This is a genomic window from Paenibacillus sp. NPDC093718 (genome assembly GCF_050279985.1).
GTDB lineage: Bacteria > Bacillota > Bacilli > Paenibacillales > Paenibacillaceae > Paenibacillus_AQ.
On record NZ_JBNNUS010000001.1, the window covers coordinates 625,991 to 647,573 of the forward strand.

The 21,583-nt window shown below is 47.6% G+C and carries 27 protein-coding genes; 4 read left to right on the forward strand and 23 right to left on the reverse strand.

From position 1 onward, the window contains the following. Positions 1-56: 56 nt before the first annotated feature. The 4 genes from ACQKPA_RS03005 to ACQKPA_RS03020 form a co-directional block, all read right to left on the reverse strand. Complete coding sequence (locus tag ACQKPA_RS03005) at positions 57-668, reverse strand: hypothetical protein (RefSeq protein ID WP_427489242.1); 612 nt, start codon at positions 666-668, stop codon at positions 57-59. A 119-nt stretch (positions 669-787) separates the two neighbouring features. Next, on the reverse strand, positions 788-1,717 hold the full coding sequence (locus ACQKPA_RS03010) for a phosphotransferase family protein (protein WP_427489244.1): 930 nt from the start codon (positions 1,715-1,717) through the stop codon (positions 788-790). Beyond that, positions 1,714-2,259 (reverse strand): STM3941 family protein, encoded by a 546-nt coding sequence (locus ACQKPA_RS03015; RefSeq protein WP_427489246.1) that lies wholly within the window; start codon positions 2,257-2,259, stop codon positions 1,714-1,716. Before ACQKPA_RS03015 ends, ACQKPA_RS03010 begins: the two co-directional genes overlap by 4 nt. Before the next feature lie 61 nt (positions 2,260-2,320). Continuing rightward, positions 2,321-3,208 carry a PhzF family phenazine biosynthesis isomerase gene (locus tag ACQKPA_RS03020; RefSeq protein WP_427489248.1) on the reverse strand — a complete coding sequence of 296 codons (888 nt, stop codon included), beginning with the start codon at positions 3,206-3,208 and terminating at the stop codon, positions 2,321-2,323. A 191-nt stretch (positions 3,209-3,399) separates the two neighbouring features. On the opposite strand from ACQKPA_RS03020, the gene ACQKPA_RS03025 reads away from it, so the two are divergent. Beyond that, positions 3,400-4,509, forward strand: a complete 1,110-nt coding sequence (locus tag ACQKPA_RS03025; protein ID WP_427489250.1) for a glycosyltransferase — start codon at positions 3,400-3,402, stop codon at positions 4,507-4,509. Between the two features lie 51 nt (positions 4,510-4,560). Here the strand turns inward: ACQKPA_RS03025 and ACQKPA_RS03030 are convergent, their stop codons facing one another. The 6 genes from ACQKPA_RS03030 to ACQKPA_RS03055 all read right to left on the reverse strand — a co-directional run bounded on the left by ACQKPA_RS03030 (position 4,561) and on the right by ACQKPA_RS03055 (position 10,110). Further along, positions 4,561-6,696 carry an Ig-like domain-containing protein gene (locus ACQKPA_RS03030; protein ID WP_427489252.1) on the reverse strand — a complete coding sequence of 712 codons (2,136 nt, stop codon included), beginning with the start codon at positions 6,694-6,696 and terminating at the stop codon, positions 4,561-4,563. 209 nt (positions 6,697-6,905) lie between these two features. Next, positions 6,906-7,490, reverse strand: a complete 585-nt coding sequence (gene pgsA, locus ACQKPA_RS03035) for a CDP-diacylglycerol--glycerol-3-phosphate 3-phosphatidyltransferase (protein ID WP_427489254.1) — start codon at positions 7,488-7,490, stop codon at positions 6,906-6,908. Positions 7,491-7,535: 45 nt separating this feature from the next. Beyond that, positions 7,536-7,961: a metallothiol transferase FosB gene (gene fosB, locus ACQKPA_RS03040; RefSeq protein ID WP_427489256.1), complete on the reverse strand. Its 426-nt coding sequence runs from the start codon at positions 7,959-7,961 to the stop codon at positions 7,536-7,538. After that, positions 7,942-8,655 (reverse strand): HAD family hydrolase, encoded by a 714-nt coding sequence (locus ACQKPA_RS03045; RefSeq protein ID WP_427489258.1) that lies wholly within the window; start codon positions 8,653-8,655, stop codon positions 7,942-7,944. The genes fosB and ACQKPA_RS03045 overlap by 20 nt, the downstream gene beginning before the upstream one ends. A gap of 17 nt (positions 8,656-8,672) precedes the next feature. Beyond that, positions 8,673-9,152 carry an 8-oxo-dGTP diphosphatase gene (locus ACQKPA_RS03050; RefSeq protein ID WP_427490246.1) on the reverse strand — a complete coding sequence of 160 codons (480 nt, stop codon included), beginning with the start codon at positions 9,150-9,152 and terminating at the stop codon, positions 8,673-8,675. 223 nt (positions 9,153-9,375) lie between these two features. Beyond that, complete coding sequence (locus ACQKPA_RS03055) at positions 9,376-10,110, reverse strand: RNA polymerase sigma factor (RefSeq protein ID WP_427489260.1); 735 nt, start codon at positions 10,108-10,110, stop codon at positions 9,376-9,378. 164 nt (positions 10,111-10,274) lie between these two features. Here ACQKPA_RS03055 and clpP point away from each other — a divergent pair, with 164 nt between their 5' ends. Next, entirely contained in the window at positions 10,275-10,871 is a 597-nt protein-coding gene (gene clpP, locus ACQKPA_RS03060) for an ATP-dependent Clp endopeptidase proteolytic subunit ClpP (protein WP_074961827.1), read from the forward strand. A 70-nt stretch (positions 10,872-10,941) separates the two neighbouring features. Further along, positions 10,942-11,157, forward strand: a complete 216-nt coding sequence (locus ACQKPA_RS03065; RefSeq protein WP_071219928.1) for a hypothetical protein — start codon at positions 10,942-10,944, stop codon at positions 11,155-11,157. 30 nt (positions 11,158-11,187) lie between these two features. Here the strand turns inward: ACQKPA_RS03065 and ACQKPA_RS03070 are convergent, their stop codons facing one another. The 12 genes from ACQKPA_RS03070 to ACQKPA_RS03125 form a co-directional block, all read right to left on the reverse strand. Then, entirely contained in the window at positions 11,188-12,099 is a 912-nt protein-coding gene (locus tag ACQKPA_RS03070) for a phosphotransferase family protein (RefSeq protein WP_427489262.1), read from the reverse strand. Positions 12,100-12,120: 21 nt separating this feature from the next. Next, positions 12,121-12,417 carry an antibiotic biosynthesis monooxygenase family protein gene (locus ACQKPA_RS03075; protein ID WP_427489264.1) on the reverse strand — a complete coding sequence of 99 codons (297 nt, stop codon included), beginning with the start codon at positions 12,415-12,417 and terminating at the stop codon, positions 12,121-12,123. 43 nt (positions 12,418-12,460) lie between these two features. Continuing rightward, positions 12,461-12,814 carry a DUF952 domain-containing protein gene (locus ACQKPA_RS03080; RefSeq protein WP_427489266.1) on the reverse strand — a complete coding sequence of 118 codons (354 nt, stop codon included), beginning with the start codon at positions 12,812-12,814 and terminating at the stop codon, positions 12,461-12,463. 480 nt (positions 12,815-13,294) lie between these two features. Next, a complete protein-coding gene (locus ACQKPA_RS03085; protein WP_427489268.1) occupies positions 13,295-13,810 on the reverse strand; it encodes a Type 1 glutamine amidotransferase-like domain-containing protein in 516 nt (171 codons plus the stop codon). A 194-nt stretch (positions 13,811-14,004) separates the two neighbouring features. After that, positions 14,005-14,217, reverse strand: a complete 213-nt coding sequence (locus ACQKPA_RS03090; protein WP_427489270.1) for a hypothetical protein — start codon at positions 14,215-14,217, stop codon at positions 14,005-14,007. 39 nt (positions 14,218-14,256) lie between these two features. Then, a complete protein-coding gene (locus ACQKPA_RS03095; RefSeq protein WP_427490248.1) occupies positions 14,257-15,189 on the reverse strand; it encodes a phosphotransferase enzyme family protein in 933 nt (310 codons plus the stop codon). Positions 15,190-15,328: 139 nt separating this feature from the next. Continuing rightward, positions 15,329-15,445 carry a histidine phosphatase family protein gene (locus tag ACQKPA_RS03100; RefSeq protein ID WP_427489272.1) on the reverse strand — a complete coding sequence of 39 codons (117 nt, stop codon included), beginning with the start codon at positions 15,443-15,445 and terminating at the stop codon, positions 15,329-15,331. A 122-nt stretch (positions 15,446-15,567) separates the two neighbouring features. Then, the gene (locus ACQKPA_RS03105) at positions 15,568-16,032 is read right to left on the reverse strand and encodes an NUDIX hydrolase (protein WP_427489274.1); all 465 of its coding nucleotides are present in this window, start codon (positions 16,030-16,032) and stop codon (positions 15,568-15,570) included. Positions 16,033-16,070: 38 nt separating this feature from the next. After that, positions 16,071-16,952 carry a GNAT family N-acetyltransferase gene (locus ACQKPA_RS03110; protein WP_427489276.1) on the reverse strand — a complete coding sequence of 294 codons (882 nt, stop codon included), beginning with the start codon at positions 16,950-16,952 and terminating at the stop codon, positions 16,071-16,073. Positions 16,953-17,088: 136 nt separating this feature from the next. Continuing rightward, positions 17,089-18,783 (reverse strand): M3 family oligoendopeptidase, encoded by a 1,695-nt coding sequence (locus ACQKPA_RS03115; protein ID WP_427489278.1) that lies wholly within the window; start codon positions 18,781-18,783, stop codon positions 17,089-17,091. A gap of 142 nt (positions 18,784-18,925) precedes the next feature. Then, complete coding sequence (locus ACQKPA_RS03120; RefSeq protein WP_427489280.1) at positions 18,926-19,240, reverse strand: DMT family transporter; 315 nt, start codon at positions 19,238-19,240, stop codon at positions 18,926-18,928. Next, the gene (locus ACQKPA_RS03125; RefSeq protein WP_127591125.1) at positions 19,240-19,587 is read right to left on the reverse strand and encodes a DMT family transporter; all 348 of its coding nucleotides are present in this window, start codon (positions 19,585-19,587) and stop codon (positions 19,240-19,242) included. Before ACQKPA_RS03125 ends, ACQKPA_RS03120 begins: the two co-directional genes overlap by 1 nt. A gap of 146 nt (positions 19,588-19,733) precedes the next feature. Here ACQKPA_RS03125 and ACQKPA_RS03130 point away from each other — a divergent pair, with 146 nt between their 5' ends. Then, positions 19,734-20,603: a LysR family transcriptional regulator gene (locus ACQKPA_RS03130; protein ID WP_427489283.1), complete on the forward strand. Its 870-nt coding sequence runs from the start codon at positions 19,734-19,736 to the stop codon at positions 20,601-20,603. A 24-nt stretch (positions 20,604-20,627) separates the two neighbouring features. On the opposite strand, the gene ACQKPA_RS03135 is transcribed toward ACQKPA_RS03130, so the two are convergent. Beyond that, positions 20,628-21,506: an HAD family hydrolase gene (locus tag ACQKPA_RS03135; RefSeq protein ID WP_427490250.1), complete on the reverse strand. Its 879-nt coding sequence runs from the start codon at positions 21,504-21,506 to the stop codon at positions 20,628-20,630. Positions 21,507-21,583 lie beyond the last annotated feature (77 nt).

The window sequence follows — 21,583 nt, forward strand, 5'->3', positions numbered from 1 at the left end:
CCCCACCCTTTCCGAAAAAACCTCGTCATAAACAGCTTCTAATACTGCGAAATTATTTACAGGATCGGCTCCCCTATTCGGCAGTTGTGGAACTCTTCACTTGTTAAATGAACAATCTCTTCAACTCTCCACCGATAGAAAGCAAAGATGGCGGGTCCTCCGATTTTTCGCAGCATATGCCGCTCCCCATAGTAGATCAACCCATTCGGAGCGCTGTACACTCTGCCGTTAATAAGAAAAGACGTGAGCAAGGATGCATCATGAATCATATCCCCTTGAGGGAGTATAGCGATTAGTTCGTCCGGCAAGATGACAAAGCTGGAATAATTAAAATGGAGCCTGTGATACATTTCGTGGGAAATAATCGGATGAAGACGCCGATCGCTCCACAGATAGATTTCCGATCCGCTGTTTTTTACCAGAAGGGTTGAAGGACTGTTCAGGATGAAATCCCCGGATATATTCACGGGTGACCCGGTCTCCATTTCTTCGAGAACCAACTCATTCAATTCCACCATACTTTTCGCGGTAAATCCGTACGAATGGAAAGTCACCATATCGCAAATGGGCCGTTTCTTGCCATGCTCAACCAAATAAACAGCAGAATACAAGCCCCTAATTAGAATGCCATCCGGTACACGGCTCCTTACCCGATCGGTATGATGCATGACGTTCCCACCCTTCAACTTAACCTAGTCCATTATATTCTTGGCCAATCATTCTGGACTCGTCAGTTAACTATTCCGATTCACACATTTCTCTCATAAAAAAAGATCCCCGCAGGGATCTATCGATTTAATAGTGATATAATTTTGTCTTTCATAAACTGATAGCTGTGGGGATCATCCTTCTTCGCATAAAAACGGAGTCCGTCCAGCGCTTTGAACAGTTGATAGCCTAACAGTCTCTCCTCAAAATAAGGAATACTTACGCCTTGCTGCTCTAGGGCTTGCTGCAGCCTTCTCGGAAACTCCAGCATCGGGTACCACATATGAAGAACAGAAACATCCAACATGAAGTCGCCGAACATGGCCATCTCCCAATCCACGATCCCCGTTACGTTCTCGTTCTCTCCAAGCATATTACCCAAATGGAAATCTCCATGTACAAGATATCGCTCTGGAGGCGAATAGCGAACCCGTTCGATCATCGTTTGGTAGATTTCTTCAAAAAACTCTTGTTCCAGAAAGCTGTTCTCATACAGATTGTGCCATCCATGGTAGAAGCCTTCCTGCTCTTCATCGAAAACAGACGTGATGTAGTCCAGCCATGAACGATGGACTGCCTTGCCTTCCGGAGTAATCCAGCCGTAACCCTCATGGGAATCCGCGACATATACCTGACGGATCCGCATGAATTGATGGACAATGTCGGGGATGAGCGCACGAATCTGCGTCGGCTCAAGAGCACTGATCGGCGTTCCGGATACTCTGTCCGAGATGGAAAAATGAATATTCTCCACTCTCCCTACCTTGTGGATACGGGGAATGGGCACGGATTGTTCGCCGTACATATCGTAGATTTTGAACACTTTATGTAGGCTATCCTCATTATCCTTAAAATGAATGACATAATCGGCATCGCCCTTGCGGTAACGGAACACCTTGCTCAGTTCCCCCATCTCGATGGGGGTGACATTCATTACCGATTCCCCTTCAATATGCTTCAGATGGCTTACCGCCATATCCAAAGTCATTTCCGGCTTAAATGTTCTCATAACATATTCTCCTCCTTCAGCATCTGATCCGGGCTAGATTTGGACGCATTCCATCTTCGATACAGCAAGGGGAACAGCTCGTATACATTAGCGGAGATACTCGATGCAGAAATATGAATCGTAGCGCCCGTCATGCCCTTATTCATGCGCATGAGCTTCCGCTTCCAGGCAGGGTGCCGGGACATCAGATGATCAGGATCATAAACTTCAATTCCTATGAATTTCTCATTCTTTATCTGATAGATATGAATATTTTTAATTTCGTCCCACGCAACGGCTCCTGCGCTCACATAGGAGGATTTATCAACGATCCCCTCCTTATTGATCAAGAGCGCCGGAGCCGATTGGAACAGCTTTGTGACGGCAAACACCAGTCCCGCGCCAAAAAACAACGCACAGATGATGCCGACAATGGCGATAACCATGTTATCCGACGTCACCCCGCCGTATACCAATCCACTACCTAGCAGTACAAACGCCAAAGAGCCCACTAGCATTTTGGTTACCTTAGGATAAATCATTATTTCTTCTTGTTCCTGCATGAGTCGCACTCCTTGTATGAATTAACTTATGTCGATAATTCTATCATTCGATGGTCATCCATCAATAGCTAATCTGGAATTCCTTGACAAACACCGCCGTACCGGAAATATAGACATCCATAGTCTCTTTAATACGTTCCACATGAACATGCACTCTACCGTCTTTCCCCATTTCCTGGCCCTGTTCAACATTAAATCGAGCGGAGGATAACTCAGGGTTCAGGTAAGTCAAATAATAAGCTCCCATTACCCCCGATGCAGTTCCAGTTACCGGGTCTTCAACGGTACCAGAATACGGCGATGAGAAATGTCTCGCGTGCATGAACGAAGACGCATCCATCGTTTCCAGGCAAAAAGGATGCAGTGAAGCCTTGGGATTTTCGGTTAAAATGTCCGGAAACACTGCATTATCAGGCACCATCCGGTCAAAATGGTCCAACCCTTTTATCGGGACCAACAATGTCCAAATCCCCGTGCTTCCATAGACGATGGGCATACTTAAGTCCAAATCGTCACGTTTCAGTCCTATGGATGATGCCAAGCGGTCAACATCCCCCTCGAAGGATATGAATTGAGGGTGATCCTGCTTCATCTTCATGGTTAACCGGCCCTCGGCATTTTGAAATTCTATAGGCAAAATGCCCACCTTGGTCTCAATCCACACAGTTTCTTTTTCCGGCAGCAGTCCCCTGGTTTTCAAAGCATACATGGATCCCATGGTGGCATGACCGCATAAATTCATTTCATGGCCGGGAGTAAAATACCTCAATCTAATATCTGCTTGCTCTGATTGTAAGATAAAGGTCGTTTCATTGAATCCAACGCTGCGGGCGATGGATTGCATCTCTTCCTCCGTCAGATCATCTGCATTCAGAACCACACCAGCAGGATTCCCCTTGTTAGGCTGCACGGAGAATGCATCGTAATGAAGCACGTTTATGGATTTCATGTTCCTCTGCCCCTTCTTTTTGCACCGTCTATGATTTGCTATTCAAATTAGTGAAGATTTTACCATTAGGGAAATGTTAAATCCAGACCAAATTACAAACAGCTTCCTGCAAAAGGTTCATTTCGTAAGCTGACTTGAATATACATCTGGCATATTGTTATGAATCAAAACCATACATGGGGGTAATTTCATTGAACACTATCAGCCTGTGCATGATCGTAAAAAACGAGGAGCTCGTTTTAAACCGCTGTTTATCCTGTGTTGCCGACATCGTGGATGAGATCATCATTATCGATACAGGCTCTACCGATCGTACAAAAGAAATCGCTCAATCCTTTACAGAGTTCATCTTTGATTTTGAGTGGATTGATGATTTCTCGGCTGCGCGCAATTTCGCTTTTAGCAAGGCTACCCAGGACTATATCCTGTGGCTCGATGCTGACGACATACTATTGGAAGAAGACCAGCTCAAGTTAAAAGCGCTTAAAGAAAACCTTACATCCGGCATCGATTCCGTTACCATGCTCTACCATTTAAGTTCAGACGAATTTGGCAATGTCACCTTCAGTCTCCGGCGCAACCGTCTTGTGAAGCGTAACAGAGGCTTCCGATGGATCGGACACGTCCATGAGTATCTAGAGGTCTACGGCAATATTATCAATAGCGATATCGCGATTACCCATCTAAGCTCGAAGCATGATCCCGATACCGGCCGGAATCTTAGAATTTACGAGAAGCGTGAGAAGGCTGGCGAATCGTTCACGCCACGAGATTTATTCTATTATGCGAATGAGCTGAAGGATCACGGCCAATTCGAGAAAGCTATTGATTATTACGAACAATTTTTACATACGGAACAAGGCTGGATTGAGGATATACTCACGGCCTGCAGCAGGCTATCCGATTGCCATCACGAACTCGGAAACGGGCAAGCCTCTTTTGAATCCTCTATCAGGTCCCTGCATTATGCGCCACCGCGGTCCGAATTCTGCTGCCGCATTGGTTATCATTTTTTCGTGAAAAACAACTACGATACGGCTATCTACTGGTATAAACTGGCGACCGAGCTTGAGCTGCCTCCGGGTTATATGGGATTTCACAATCCCTCTTTCTCCACCTGGCTGCCTCACCTGCAATTGGCCGTTTGTTACGACCGGATCGGGGCCCATGCTCTTGCCAATCAGCATAATGAGCAGGCGCTTGCCTATCGCCCAGGTGATGAGACGATACTGGCGAACCAGGAATATTTTCAAAACAAGCTGCAGGAGCTTCAAAATGGCCAAGAAAGGCCGAGTCCATAGAAAAGACAGCAGCCCGGCTTCTATAAGCCGGGCTGCTGCTAATCTGTTGTCCTATTTGACAGAGACGGTGAGGGATACGGTCTTTGAATTGTACTGCCCTTTAATGCGGGCGGTTCCCTTCGCGATCGCTTCAATACGTCCGTTCGTTACTTTGGCAACGCTGGAGTTGCTGGTTGTCCATACGGCGGTGTCTCCAACATTGGTTTTCGCGCCGGTATCGAATTCGGCCGTAACCGTTACGGTCTTAACGTCACCAGGCTTCAGATTCAACTTCTTCTCGCTTGCCGTCAATTTCTTCAATTTCGGAACTACGTTTACCTTAACTGTAACCTCTTTGCCTTGGTAAGAGCCCGTAATCGTAGCCGTACCCTCGGCAGCCGCTTTAATTGACGATTTGGATACCGTCACAATCGCGCTGTCCGACGAGCTCCAATTCATCTTGGAGGAGAGCGAAACCGTCTTGCCGTTGCTGTAGTAGCCTGTAACTTTAATCGATTTGGATTTCTTAATGTTGAGATCGATTTTCTCAGGTTCTACAACGATCTTCACAACTTCCTGTTCAACCACGACCGGAATCTTGATGTCTTTGTTCAGGTAAGTTCCTTTCAGCGTTGTCGAGCCTTTGGTTAATGCCTTAAGCGTACCGTCCTTAATGACAGCTGCCGAGCCCGTCAGTGACCATTCAACGGATGAGGTCACATCGCTCTCCGTGCCATCTTCAAATACAGCATTTACTTTCGGCAGCGCAATGCTTCTGCCCATAACCAGCTGATACTCCTCTACATCCGGCAGCAGCACCAGCACTTTTTCATTGACGGTAACCGGCACCGTCGCTACTTCTCTGGAACCGATCTTACCGGTGATCGTTGCTGTACCGGCGTCAATGGCTTTGATTTTACCATCATCGGTCGTTACCACTTTCTCATCGCTGGAAGTCCAGTTAACCGCGCTGCTGAAATCCTCTTTCTCGTCGTCCAGCAGCGTTCCCGTCACTTTAGGGAAGGACTTGGACTCGCCTTTCAGCACATCCACTTCCGTATCGGCTGCCTCAAACTTGGTCACGGTCGGATATACTTTTACCGTGAATTCTTTGCTGATTCCCAAGTAACTCACTTTAATGGTAGAGGTTCCCGAAGCTCTCGCTGTAATCACGCCACCATTAACGGACACAGCCAGCGGGTTGGATGAGGTCCATTCCCCGGCCACGTCAATGGATTGCGAAGCCGCGTTGCGAACCTTGGCTTGTACCGTAATCGAATCATTCATAAACAGAACCGGATTCTTGACGAAATCCGTCTGATCCAGAATCAAAGCTTCATAAGGATTGCGCACATACACATCCAGTTTGGCCGTTGAACCCAGATAGCTTACGCTGATCGTAGATTTACCCAACGCAACCGGCTTTAGCTTGCCATCCTCAATTGTAGCTACGGAAGAATTGGACGATTTCAACTCTATTTTATCCGTTACGTCCATACCTGTATCGGTCTCCGACTGCTTGGCGAATACTTTCAGCTCAACAGGCGCATCGCCAACCAAGAGCTCCAGATCTTCGCCCGGAACGATCGCAAGCTTTTGGTAAGGCGCAATGACTTTGACCGTAAAGGAAGCCTTAAGTCCTTTGTATTCCGCAGTCACGGTTGCGCTTCCCAAACCCACAAGGGTCAGTTCGCCTTTGCTTACTTTTACAACGCTGTCATCGGAAGTGGTCCACTTCGCTTCCGTGGTTACGTCGTTTGTTCCGTCAGCCAATGCTTTAACGGTTAGACCTTCCGTTCCAAGCTTATGCTCCACTTTATCGGGCTGATCCAGTTTAAACTCGTCAATGGCAAATTTAACGTCGACGTCAATCGTCTTGATCGCGCCTTTGTATTTTGCCGTAACTCGGGCTGTACCTTTCTCCAGTGGAATGATGAGTCCACCGTCAACCTTTACAATTCTCGTGTTGGACGAAGTCCACGTCGACTCATTGGTTACATCCTTCTTCGTAGAAGAGCCTTCAATGTTAGCCAATATTCGAAGTTGTTCCGAAGTTTCATTAACGGTTAAGTAAATTTTGCTCTCGTTCGTATCAAATTCAATCGACGTTACGTCCCCGGAGGCGGCGAATACGCTGGTTGGAAAAACCATCGCCAACATCATCACAACGACAAGAAACATCTTCGTTGTCTTTCTGTTTAAGCTCATTTATTTCTCTCCTTTGTACCTTCTGTCTCTCAGGCTTTTTTTCAGTCTATCTCTATATCGACAGTCCCGGATGAAATCGTTACCTTCTGACGCCAAAATAGGCACAAAGTAGGATAATTTCCCAGCACCGGATTCCAAACAAATCCGGCGTGATGAAATAGACAGCTGTCCCTATCAGTCAAGCCGGGGTAACGGTCTTCCTGCTTAAATCAGTTCAATTTTATGAGTTTATAATTGTTCAACAGATAATGGATGCCCGAATATATCGTCAAGGCGACTGCTGCAAGCATGAGAAATTCATCCACTTGAATCATAGTGACGAGCTGAAACGGATAATTATCCAGCAATACCGCTGCAATGGCTATCACCTGAAGCACCATTTTCAATTTGCCGAGACTGTCAGCGGACAATGCGATTCCCTGCTCGGATGCGACCATCCTAAGCCCTGTGATCACAAATTCCCGCGCAATGATGGCAACGGCAATCCATGTCGCAACCATCCCTGATTGAACCATCATGATTAAGGCAACCGATATGAGCAGTTTATCCGCGAGCGGATCCAGTAGTTTTCCGAGATTCGTGATTTGATTGTATTTCCTCGCGATGTAACCGTCCAGCTTGTCCGTAGCCGAAGCAAGAATGAACACGCCCAGCGCAATGTAGGTTCCATAAACATGAATAAATCTGAAGAAGCGGCTGTTCTCGGTCAGCCATAGCGGATACTCAGCAAAAAAAAGAATGAATAATGGAATCAGCATTATTCTGGCTATCGTTATTTTGTTGGCAAGGTTCATCGGCTCATCCCCTCGATCTGCAATTGGAATCGTTCGTACCCCTAACTATTCGGCATCGTAAAAGGTCATATGTTCTTTATCCGCGCGGTAATAATCCAGCCTGTCTTTCAAGCAGCCCGTATGAAACTCGAACATATGCCCATCCGGGTCCAGGAAGTAAATCGACTGCTTGTCCTTCTCGTCCCTTGCCCTTCCCGGCAAAATCTCCACCTTGAGCGCTTTCAGACGAAGCAGCGTTGTTTCATATTCTTCCTCTTCCATAGTAAAGGCAATATGCGTATATGTTCTATTCGCGGTGCTTCTGTCGACATCTTCTTCATTTAAAGCAATCCACAGTCCGTTCAGATCAAAATAAGCCAGCTTTCTCCCTTTAACCAGAAGTTTGGCTTCAAATACGTCCCTATAAAAAGCGATGGACCGTTCCAATTCCGAAACAGAAAAACAGAGATGATTAATAGCCTGCAGTTTCATTGCTGGGCGACTCCTTTTTAATAGCATATTCGATAAGATCCAGCACTTGCAGCGGTTGATGGATCTTCTCATACTCGCTCTCAATAAACGTGTTGTACCAAAAGGCGTGATATGGCCTAAGACCGGCATTGCTGGCGCCTCTCAGCTCATCTGAACCGCCATCCCCGATAAACAGAGATTCCTGTGGTGTTACGCACAATCGGTCACAAGCCATTCGATAGATTTCCGGGTTCGGCTTGGCTATCCCAATTTCATATGAAAAGATAACGTCGTCGAAGTAAGGCGCCAATCCGCTCTGGCCAAAAGAAATCACCTCTTCTTCCGAGCAATTGCTGATCATGCCCACCTTCAGACCCCGTTTACGCAATAGCTCCAGCATCCTGCAGATCTCATTCGATATCGTATTGAAAGGGATTTTCTTCTCGCCGACTCTCGACTGATAGAGAAACTCTACGTGTTCCTGATGATAGGGTAAACCCCGGGAATCAAGGATATCCCGGATCGCGGCGTGATAGGTGGGAAAATGACCATTCATTCTTTGCTCAAACCGGATGCTCCACTCCCGTTTAAACTCCGCTTCGGATAGCCCGAGTCTATTCATATAATCATAGGACCTCTTGGATATCCGCTTGCCGTTTGCGAATTCTGTAATTAACGTCTCGAATAAATCAAAGAACACCGCCCTGACCAACATGAACACAGCTCCCTTCGTTAATCAACGACACCTGCCGCCTGAGGTGATTTCGCCGGATACCGCTTGATGGTTTCATCCAGAACAATCCCCGTCTGCTCATCCCAAATCTCGCTTAATTCAAATGTGCCTTCTTCAAAAAACAACGGAAACCGGCGTTTAAACCAATCCTGCATGGGCAGCTTTAATGCCTCTTCCCGGTCCACCCATAACAGCTCTCCTTCAGGTGGATGCTCCAGCAACTCCCCTTCAAAGGAAGTGGCCAAATAATTAAACACCATATACCGTAGACCTGTATTCGGCTCACACGATTCCTCAAGGCCCTTATAGACGATGTCTTTTACAATCAAGCCGGTTTCTTCCCGAACTTCCCGAATCGCTCCGTTCACAATGCTTTCCGGAAAATCCACTTTGCCGCCGGGCGCAATAAAACCGGGAAATCCTTTGGCATCCGGTCTGTTCATCAGCAGGACTCTGCTTCCGTCTTGTATCATGCACATGGTGTACAACTTCACTTCGGTCTGCAACCTAACCCCTCATTCCTAACGGTTCTACTTGGTTTATAGTATACATCCGGAAGCGCTGAATGACGATATGGTGGACGGAGATTCATGTTGTCATTTTCAAACTCAAGATTGTTAATTTGCATCAAAAAAAGGCCCGAGCAACCTCTGCTCCGGCCTTCCCGATAAGTGTATGATCAACCTGCTCGAATCTTCGCTTTTACGCTGCCATTCTCATGTCGGACGAATATCCGCCGTACATCATATAACTTGCGCTCGGGGTTTCAACCTGCATCGGAACCATGCTACCGATGGCTGAGGCTTCGCGGCTGTTCCATTGAATAAGTCTCACAACCGCTTCAACATCCCCGGATTGGTATGCCTCTGCCAATGCCTGAAGATTCAGGGTCATCTCCTCGTCTTCCGGCATAGCCAATTCAAGTTCCTCTTCCTCCGGATCCAGCGACTGCAGCACTTTATGGGCACGATGAAGGGCCGCTTTCACCGCTCCCTCCGTCGTTTTCAGTTTCATCGCGGTTTCCGAAACAGAATATTCGTACACTTCACGGAGCACGAGCACCGTTCGCTGCAGGGGCGACAAGTGTTCCAGCAGCCATTGAAAAGCGAACTCAATGTTCAGTTTGCTGTCCTCGTTCGACGCTTCTTCCCTAGGCAAAACATGTTCCAGCTTCTCATCCAGAATTCGTCTATAGGTCTGATCCCGGCGGATCCGGTCAATCCATGTATTCTTGGCAATCCGAAGCAGCAGCGCTTCGGGGTTGACATGGCACCGCTGCTTCATATGCTCCAGTGCCTTGATCCAAGTGTCCTGCACCAGATCATCGGAATCCCATGAGGAGTTTGTGAGAGACAGACAGTATCTGTGCAGGGTAGCATTCATTTCCTCAAAGCTCAGATCAGCCAGTGGGGTAACGCTCGGTCGAAATATCGTCATCGGAAGCCAACTCCTTTCCTAATCTCGATAAAGATATCTTATATGTAAACGAATGAAGTTATCTTTTCGTTACTTTGATTTTCGAACAATTTATTTCGTGGTTTCTCCGTATCTTTTGCGGCTGCCTCTTCGTTTACTTGCTGAAACCTGAAAACCTAACGAGTATGGAGGATGAAACCATGAATGTTGTTCCTTATGTTGTAGAACAAACCAACCGGGGCGAACGATCTTACGATATTTATTCCCGATTGCTGAAGGATCGAATCGTGTTTGTGGGTGCAGCCATCGATGACGCCATCGCTAACAGCATTATTGCACAGCTGTTGTTTCTGGCGGCTGAGGACCCTGAGAAGGATATCCACATGTACATCAACAGTCCTGGCGGCTCGGTATCCGCGGGCTTTGGCATTTACGATACCATGCAGATTATCAAACCTCAAGTCAACACCATCTGCACCGGTTTTGCCGCTTCTTACGGCGCGATCCTGCTGCTGGCCGGGGCCAAAGGCAAACGACTTGCGCTGCCAAACAGCGAGATCATGATCCATCAGCCGCTTGGTGGTGTACAGGGGCAGGCTACCGATATTGCCATTACGGCAAAACGCATCCTGAAAACCCGTGAGAAGCTGGCACAAATTATATCCGAGCGGACAGGTCAATCCGTCGAGCGCGTCGAAAAGGATATGGAGCGGGATTATTTTATGTCGGCGGAAGAAGCGAAGGAATACGGGATCATTGACGATATCGTCACGAAACTGTGACGCTAATCGAAAAAATGGCATGATCCGTTAGATTCGATACTCTAATTTATTCACAAGGAGTGGACCGAATATGCTGAAAAGTTTGCTGAATCAGGAAGTGAGCATTTATTTTACGGATGGAAGCTATGTGCGGAACGGCACGCTGGAGGAAGTAGGCGATCAATTTATCCGGTACCAGGACGAATATGAGATGCTGTATGTACCGTTAACCGCAATCCGCTACGTTTCCGTGAATACCAAGGAACGAGACAAACCAAGAGTGGGATTTGCGCCAACCTCCCGATAAGATAACAAGAACCGCATGGGCTCCTTAAGCTCATGCGGTTCTGTTTGTATCGCGGTTGATTTTTTCTAATATGAATGAGAGCATTCGCTGTTTGCAGACATCGTTGTGCTCCTTTTTATGAAAGCCGATAAACTGCAGGGCATGAATAACGGAGTAGAAATCAATCAGCGCCCGTTGTTCTCGCTTCACTCCCCAATGCCTGCATAACGCCTCCACGTAGGGCATCCCCTGATCTCCAATATCGGAGACCACCGCCGTCTGGGTGAGGGCGATCATGTACAGCGGATCCCCGTAGCAGACCCAATCAAAATCAACGATACCCTGAAGCTTGCCTTCGTCCACAATTACATTCTTGATCGTAAGATCATCAAGGAAGCAGATGGACTCCACTTGGTCAAAATAAGGCGTGTAACGCTGCTTCATTTTTTGCAATTGGACGATAGTCTCCGGAGTAACATCATCGATTATGTGATCTATATGCTGGCGGATATCACGATCGATGATCTGAGTCCAGGATGAGAAGGGCCCCTGCTCTCCAATTGGAACCCATCCGAATCCGGTGCCTCTGGGAAGCTCTGACACGCTGCGTTGGTATGAAATGATCTGTTCGGCAAGTTCTGTCATTTGTTCATGCGTCATACCCTCAAGCTCATATCGGAGATCCCGTCCGGGAAAGTGCTCCAGTATCATATAAGCAAAGGGGACCAATTCCATGGATACATCCGTTCGAATTACGCTCGGTACCGGCAAGCCCAATGAAGAGAGAATCGCAATATTGTCCGCTGTATGCTCCAGGACGCCGGGCTTGTCATTGGTTCTGAGAATGATTTGCTCATCGGATAACGTCACACGATATACCTGATTGGTATGGCCAAATGACATGGCTTCGATCTTCAGCGGCGGACTGCCGTAAACCTCTCTTATAAGATCCTCCAGGCTCATCTCCAACACCTGCCTTAACGGTCACTTTATGTATACATCTTCAAAATGTTCAACGACGGGGAATGGATCATAAAAGTGATGCAGCAATTCTTTCCATTCCTGATATTCGGCGGATCCCCTAAAACCTATCGTGTGATCCTCCAGCGTCTCCCATTTCACCAATAGAACGTATTTATCCGAATCCTCCAGGCACCGCTTCAACTCATGATGGATATAGCCCTTCATCTTGGATATGATCCCTGAGGCGATTTGGAAATTGCGTTCAAAATCTGACGTAAGTCCTGGTTTCACTTGCAGCATGGCCACTTCGAGTATCATTGCGTTCCCTCCTTGGTATGTAAATTAATATTCATATCACGGTCTATCCACTATATTCAAGCTCGGTAGAAGGCTGAAACGCAAATACCCCCTCTTCATCCGGCTCAAGACGATACACCTTCTGGACGGCGTTTAGGTTCAGCCCTCCATATATATGCGGGTACAACTGGTTCATCTCATATAAGTCCTCATACACAATCTCCGCATCCACCTGGTCTTCCTGGATACCCAGAACAATTAGATCCGTCATACCCGTGTAGAACGTATTGGCTACTCCGCTGACTTGCTCCTCTGTGGAGCAGTGGATGAATCCGTCCGTTTGTAAGCTCGGCGGCTCGTACAATCTATTCGCTCGTGCTGCCATCCAGGCTTCTTTAGAAATCATATGATAGATCATGCCGTCCGTTCCCCCTGATGCTTATTTTTCGTACTATCTTGACACACTTGAGATAAAAAAACCATTCTTTTCTTATTTTTGTCAGATGGCATCCTTCCCATTGGCATACAAAAGGGTGTGTCCCAAAAGATCTTAGATATGGCGGATGCCCCTTTTCCAGTCAGGAGACGCTCCGTGTACGAATCGTTCCTCCCATCGCTGTTGCCCCCAAATTTCTTGGAATGGTTTGAAAGCAAGGAAGAAATTCGGGGACAAAGCATATGCTTTCGATGCGAGCTTTCCGTTGGAAAGCTTTCAGGCGACCGCTCTCGCTTGTCCGGAATCGTTTCGTCCTCTCCGCCTCCGTTGTGCGAAAACATACGTTAGACATACGAAAAGAAACCGTTTCTTGGTAAGATGGAAGTGTGACCCCACCCTTTACCAAAGGTACGGTTTCTTTGTACGTTCATTATACCTTCAGCGTCCGCCGAGTGAGTACGCCTACTTATGGGACAGCCCCTTTACAATCGTATATTGATCCAGGTCATCTTCCTCGAAGATGACTTCATGGACGGCTTCCCCCAAAGCATAAGCCAGCTGCCCATTGATAAATACGGCACAGGCCTGCTCATCGATGCCGATCCCGCGCTTCACCTTCTTAGTCCTCATACCCTCCAGCAGATTGGACTGGTCGCTCCACTCCGTATAATGAACGCTGATCAATACATTCGAAAGCAACCCTACCCCTTGTTTAAACAGCATTACGCTTTGCTCATTATCCAGTGGCGATATAAGGCAGGTCTCCGGAAGAATCAAGGCGCCTGCCGAATTTCCTGCAATAGGAACGCCGTTCTCGTAACAGTTGATCAGCAGCTCTTTAAAACGACCGGTCGCGTAATAGTGATGGTAATTCTCCGTGTTGCCCCCGCCAATAAATATTCCCGTGGCCTGTGACAGCACCTGTTCAGCCTGTTCCATGTCCAGCTTTCCATCCTCAGCAGGAACGATGACCTGCAAGTCCCGAGCACCTGATTCTGCCCACATCTGCTGAACAGGGGAACATACTCCTCCCAGCCCGGTCTGTTCATAATGCATAAAACGATTCTGGCGTTGGAACCGCCAGCTTGCTCTATAAATTGTCTATTTGCCTCTGCTTGAAAGGAGTTTCCTCCAAGCAAAAATAGATATCGATCCCTCACGGTAACGCCCCCTTATTTCTTCTTTTTCGGACCTCGTTTATAAACATAGAACAGCAGCACGGATATAAAATAAATCGGAAGCAGAATAATGCCAATCACTGCACTCAGCAGGACGATGGAGAGCTGGCCGCGGTCTGCCATAGCATCGTAATTCACATACCCGTAGACAATCCATACCAGCCATACCAATGTAACGGCATATCCTATTTTATAAGGTAATCTCACAGCATGGTTCACATCCTAGAAGTTGTTTGTGTAACACATTCATAAACATTTCGAATACAACAATTCAGCAAACTCATGTTGCTTTCGTTCCATCCATTCTCTTCTGATCCGAAGTTGATTCAACATCAGCTGAAAATAGGAGGCGATGTTCCTTCCGGCAAAATGCTGTCCGATATAGATGCTTAATAATGAAACATAGTATAACTGCATAATATAGGGAATCCACTGAATCTCTGCACGGGTCAACCTCATATATTTTCGATATTCATCTAAAAAAAGCTCGACCTTTGTCAAGGTCTGGTCCTCATGTTGAAGAAGATGGTTCAGACAAATGGATAGTTCCCATATCCGGATGTCCATAGCCGCAAAATCAAAATCCAACACACCACTCATCTCCCTGGACTGGGGATCGATCAAGAGATTAAAAACTAAAATATCATGATGGACCATTTGCTTAGGCAGTACATTCAGTTCAGCTGCATGGTTAAACCCTGATTCATAGTATCCATGCAATACAGCTTTCTGTTCGGCATCAATCTCAAAAGGAGGGTATGCCAAAAACTCATTAATTTTCGTCTCATCTGACAGAGGATGGAGATTGTAAACATCATGGAACGCAATCGCAGGACAAACCACACTAACGGAATTTGATTCGAATTGCTGAAGAGCATATGATAATTCCCCAACTGTCCGCCCGTAACTTAGCACATCGGTCATGCTGGATAGTTCAGGGACCTCACCTTCGATAAACCGTGACAGGGAGCCCAGGGAACCGTCCGACAGAACCACGTACTTCGCATCATCCTTACTGGAGACGAAACCGGGAACATCAAATGATAAGGAACAACGCTCCAAGTAAGCTGTTAGTTCAACCTCAAACCGTAACCTCTCTTCATTCTTCGTATGATGATTGTATATTCTTGCAACGTATTTCTTTTGGTTCATTGCTACAATTCGGGAGTCATTCGTCATGCCGAAAGGAACGGTCTCGATCGAATGCACAGGGCCATGAAAATAATGATGCAACAGCTCTTGAAATAAGTGTTCCAGTATCTACACCTCTTTTCTGTTCAGCGCGTTCCCTCTATGCAACATATTTCTCAGACGATCACTACACGTCAATGCCCAGCTTCATCAGCGGCGAATCCATATGTCCTTGAAATAGGTGCAGCACACTCCACTTGGTCTGTCCGTGTCTCACGAGGTAGATCGTGGTTGTTTCTTTCATCAAACGTTCCCTCGCCTAACTCATGGCTCATTGTTAGTTAGTTGAATCGAACGGTCTTCTTGACGTATGGCATAAGCAAGCTTGTACAGGTCCGCAATATCTTGCCTGCCCGTCTCTTCCAATCACTTCACGGCTTCCTCCAAATCAACGGCTTCTACCGCGATGACCTGCTCCCCATCCTCTGGATTCAGCGGTTCACCGACGATGCGTACATCCCCGTATCCAACCAATCTGACAAAATGAGGATGGGGAATATGCGGCCGATAAGGTGTCTTGCTGCTGGATTCGCAACGGAACTGGCCGAAGACCCGGAACGACTCGAGTTCTGCGCCAAGCTCCTCTCTAACCTCCCGTCTAAGTCCTTCCATATAGGACTCGCCGGGTTCCAGGGTTCCCCCGGGAAGCTCCCAGCTTCCGTCCGCTACCTGATAAATAATGCAACGATCCCCGGCAAACGGAAGAATCGTGACGTTGCTGACCTTCGATTCTTCGATTTCATCTCCGAAGGCAAACCTGGCTCGGACTACGCCCCATTGGATATCTTTCGAGAGAGCCGGGTACAGGCTCATATCCGTGTTTTTTCTCATACACGCAATTCCTTTCGAACTTTACGAATTCATTCAACCTATGTAGCGCTGTACTCATGAACCATAAGCACCTGCTCCATCGAGTTCGTAAATCCAAGCTCCTGCAGCACGTTTACCAGTTCCTTATGCGAAGAGCGGATGTTGAATGCGGACCGCTTGCAGGCATAACCGGGTTGTATCATCTCCAGTACCGCGGTCTTCATTACAGCTTCTGCATCCGGATGTTCTGGAGCGGCCTCACAGCGAAACAGCGTAATGGCTGCCAAACTACCTGAGCCATCAAACACACGCTTAAACAAACCAAAGCCCACCTGTTCTTCTCCTTCATACACAATAACGCATTCGCCATCCTTGATACTGGAAGCGTCTGTCTGCCAGACTTCACCGGATCGATAGAAGGCTACCGATGCAGCCTCCGCTGCTAGGCCTCTGACCAGCGTATACGGTGAACGAGTATTCTTCGCACCTTGCTGCTCCGGAGACTGTTCATTCGCCATGATGAGCAGCCGGTCGATGATATGATATCCAACGCTTTCGTAGAGTCGAATCGCCGGCGCATTTGTGCTGATCGCCTCTAAATAGGCACGACGGACGCCTTGTTCTACGTACAGCTCTTCGTTTTTCTCCATCATGTTTTTGCCGATTCCCTTCCCCCGGAAATCGGGAGCTATCGCTGTCCCGCCGTTACGTGCAATCTTAACGCCATCTTCCTCCCGAAAGCTGTTCATGACGATGCCGGCCGGTACGCCATCCATGTAACAAGCGAGTGATCTCTCCATGCACAGACCATCGTTTCCGATACGGGCAATGAAGCGGTCCAGCGGCATCGAGGCGTTCACCATGTATCCTTCAAATGAGCGATTCCACAACTCCGATACTTCCCGAATCGGAAGCTCGCTTAACGGTTTGTATGTAATCATAGTCATAATCCTCCTAATTTTTGGGCAATAAGTTGGTACTATGAAAGATGCTTTCTATTAAAAACATGCAGGAAGAACACCTGAGTCTTTACTCACTCATGTTCTCCTGCATGTCTTAGCCATGCTTATTTACGATTTAAAGAGCTGCATCGTCTACGCTGTCCAGCCAAGCTTCGATGCTGCCAATGACGGAAGTGACACAGCCATCCTCGAATGGGGAAATCAAACCTGCCACCTTCACCAGTTCGGTGAACGACTTGCTTCCGCCTTGACGGCACAGGTTCAGATAATCTGCCCATGCAGCGGATTGGTCCTCATGCATCTTCTTCCAGAATTGGAATGCACAGATTTGAGCCAACGTATAGTCGATATAATAGAACGGTGAACTAAAAATATGACCCTGCTTATGCCAGAAACCGCCTTGCTCCAGATAGGAATTGTCATCATAGTTCCGGTGCGGCAGATATTTCCGCTCAATCTCGCGCCATGCCTGTTTCCGTTCAGCCGGCGTCGCATCCGGATTCTCATAAACAAAGTGCTGGAATTCATCAACCGTTACGCCGTAAGGGATGAAGATAAGTCCGCTTGCGAGATGGTCGAAGCGGTATTTATCGGCCTCATCCTCGAAGAAACGGTCCATCCACGGCCATGTGAAGAATTCCATGCTCATGGAATGGATTTCGCACGCCTCATAGGTTGGGAACCCATACTCCGGTACCTCGAACCCTCTGCTCTCGTACACTTGGAATGCATGACCTGCTTCGTGCGTCAGCACATCAATATCACCGGAAGTCCCGTTAAAGTTGGAGAAAATAAACGGTGCGCCATACTCGCTAATATAGGTACAGTATCCGCCGCTCTGCTTGCCTTTTTTGGCAACCAGATCCATAAGGCCGTTCTCCTGCATGAAGGTAAAGAACTCATGAGTTTCCGGAGACAATTCTTCATACATCTTCGCACCGTGGTTGACGATCCAATCCGGGTCACCCTTCGGTGTTGCGTTCCCCGATTTGAATGAGAAGTTCTCATCGTAGTACAGCAGTTGGTCCACATCAATTCGTTTCTGCTGACGTTCTTTCAGCTTGCTTGCAACGGGAACGATATGCTCCAGCACCTGGTTACGGAAATTAGCGACCATCTCCGCGTTATAGTCCGTGCGGGCCATGCGGGCATAACCAAGCTCTACATAATTGTTAAATCCAAGCTTCTTGGCAATCTTGGTTCTTACTTTAACCAGATCATCATAGATGCGGTCAAAGTTTGCTTCGTTTTCAGCCATGAAGCCGCTGGATGCCTCCATTGCACGTTTACGCATATCGCGGTCCGTCGATTGCTGGAAAGGAATCAATTGCGACAGGGTACGCTCTTCACCTTCGAACTGAATTTTAGCAGAAGCGATCAGCTTCGTATATTCCGTCGTCAGTTTATTCTCCTGCTGTAAATCCTCGATGATCTCAGGACTGAAGGTTTTGAGGGAAAGCTCTGCCAGCTGGAACAGCTGCCGCCCCCATTTGTTCTCCAACTCGGCTCTGAATTTCGAATCCACGAGGGCCCGATAATAATCCGTTATGTATTCCTGGATGACCGGTCCGTTCTCGTCAAAGAAATCCTGCTCTGCCTTATAGAACTCGTCGTTCGTATCAATCGAGTGCCGGATATACACCAGTTGGCTCAGGGTATCCATCTCACTGCGTAGTTTGTTAATGCGGGTCATCGCCTCATCCTGTTCCTCGTACGTGCTGGCGGCGGTGAAGGCGTTAAGCTGCTCTTTAAACTTTTGCTCAAAAGCTTTTACGTCGGGGCGTTCATAGCGATACTCGCTGAATTTCATAAGATACACCTGTCCTTTCCCATATAAAAAATGCAACCTGGCGTCTGATCGCATGGATTCAAAACACCAAACTATATCTAAATTCTATATGCGAATCAGAATATCCTTCACAGGTCTATGAAATTCTACACCCCCCTATGGGTTACGTTATAATCTTAAGGCCGATCGCTGAAGCCAGGATTAAAGCAATGAAAAATATCCGACGCGCTTCCTTCGGTTCTCCGAACGTAAACATCCCCAGCAAGGTACTGCCGGCCGTCCCCATTCCCGTCCAAATCGCATAAGCGGTTCCCATGGAAATAAAGGCCATCGCGTACGTCAGCAGCAGGAAACTCGAACCGAGCGAGCAGGCCAAAAAGATGTAGGATCCCAAGCTGCGAGTCAGGCTCACCCTTCTTAACGCAATCACACCCAACACTTCACATAACCCTGCAGCGATCAGAGCGATCCATTCCATTACGCACCACTCTCCTTCGCCTGATTATCCGTATCCTTCGTGACCAGTTTGAGTCCGAGCACCCCTGCAGCCAACATGCCAATCAGCAGCAGCTTAATGGGATTCGCCTGCTCGCCAAACACGAGGATCTCTACTAGCACCGTACCGGCTGTCCCGAGTCCTGTGAAAATCACATATACCGTACCGATGGGAAGTTTAGCCGCTGAGTCCAGAAAAACTTTAAAGCTGAATATAATAGAAGCGATGGTAATGATCCACTGCCACCAGGTATCGGAATGCTTCAATCCGGATACCCATACAACCTCCAGTGCCCCCGCCAATAGTAAGAGCCACCATGCCTTTTTCATCCTGCAACATCCTTCCGCTGTATTTGTATATAAAATGTTCGTGATGTAGTTGTGATTGTAATCTAAAAATGGCATACCGTATAATGATAAATAATAATGTTGTCATCATTTTTAGTGATGCCTTAAGGAAAGAGAGGAGGGTTTAGATGGAGCTTACCGATCTGAAGGTTTTTCTAAGGATTGCCGAGGAAGGGAATATCACCCGCGCTGCGGAGCAGCTTGGGTATGTGCAGTCCAATGTTACGGCCCGGGTCAAAAAGCTTGAGAATGAACTGGGAGTCCCCTTATTCAACCGACACTCCAATGGAGTGACCTTGACGGAAAAAGGGCGCACGTTCCGGGACTATGCGTGTACTATTCTCAATCTGTCTGAAGAAGCGGTGCGTGCTGTACAGGAAACGCCTTATCCAAGCGGTTCGTTAACCATTGGCGTCGTGGATACGGTGCATTGCGGACATTTCATTAAATCCTTGTCGGACTACCAAACCATGTACCCGGACGTCAAGCTATCGCTCTTGACCGGCAGTTCTTCGGAGCTGATTACCCAAGTATTAAACTATCAGCTGGACGGGGCATTTGTGACAGGAAACATTCCGCCGAAGCTGGTTGCTGATTATATAGAAGAGGATGAAGTCAAACTGCTGACCAAGTCGAAGGAGCAGCCCTTTCCCGATCTGGCGGTGACCAAATGGGCCGTTGCTCCGGCGGGATGCCCGTTTCGAAGCATCCTCGAAAGATGGCTGTTAAGCGAAGGGGTTCCGCTGACCAATATGATCGAAGTCTCATCATTAGAGACCCAATTAGGCATCGTACAATCAGGTCTTGCCGCTACGCTGCTTCCCACCTCCGTCTTGAGTGGAGAATTTGCGAATATGGGCAGCTTCTCGATCCCGGAAGCCTTCCGGCATACCTCGACAAGCCTGATCCGGCGCAACGACCGGTTCAGGAACAAGGCATTTTCCGCTTTTGCCGAGCTGGTTAAAGTTAATTTCGATAAAGGTGTGAGCTCTAAGTAATGGGTGTAACGTGATGTATTGTCATTATTGTCCTCCGAGAGTGGATATAAAGGTATTCTCTCCTGACAGTTCCATCTGTTGCCGGATATAATGGGCGACGCCATCAAGTTCATTCGATTCAATAATATGGTCAGCCAGCTGCCGTATCCTTTCATGCGCGTTTCGCACCGCGATCCGGGTGCCTCCGGCTTCAAACAGCCCCACATCATTGATGTGGTCGCCGAAGACAACCGTGCTCTCCAGATCAATACCCATATGGGAAGACCATAATTGGAGTCCGTCACGTTTGTTTGCTTTGGCATGACTGAATTCCAGGAAAAAATGGTTATGGATGTAGTAATCCGGCATCATATGAGCATGAACCTCATCACCGTATAATTCCATAACCTCGCACCGTATCGGCTCCAATTCCTCATAAAGTCCAATATATGTAAGAGCCAGCGTCCGGTAATCCGGTGGGCAGTTCAGGCTCCGCACTTCCATAAATCGCGGATCATGGGGCCGGCTATGATAAAAAGCCTTCTCTCCCTCTCGCCGCAGCGACTCATGCAATACACGCTCACGATGATCCGCATCCAATGAAAAATAGTAAGGAGTAATACCAAACTTCCTTCCCACGTCGATAATCTCATTCGAGATGTCCCGTTCAAGCCAGTAACCATCGATTACCGTTCGATTCACCCCGTCATATACCAAAGCGCCGTTATATAGAATCAAAGGGTACTTCCAGGGGATATCCGAGACAACGCTTTGAGCACTAATATACCCGCGGGCAGTGGCATACGTGATAATCACGTCCTGCTCCAGCGCGTTTGTCATAACATTCGTAGTAAAAGGTGATAGTGTTTGATCCGAACGCAGCAGCGTGCCGTCCAGATCAGTAATATACGCTTTTTTCTTCATCAAGAAGCAATGCCTCCTTCGCCGTCCAGTATGTGACAAAACCCAGCCGTAGAGTAGCTCTATCTTAGACTGGGTCC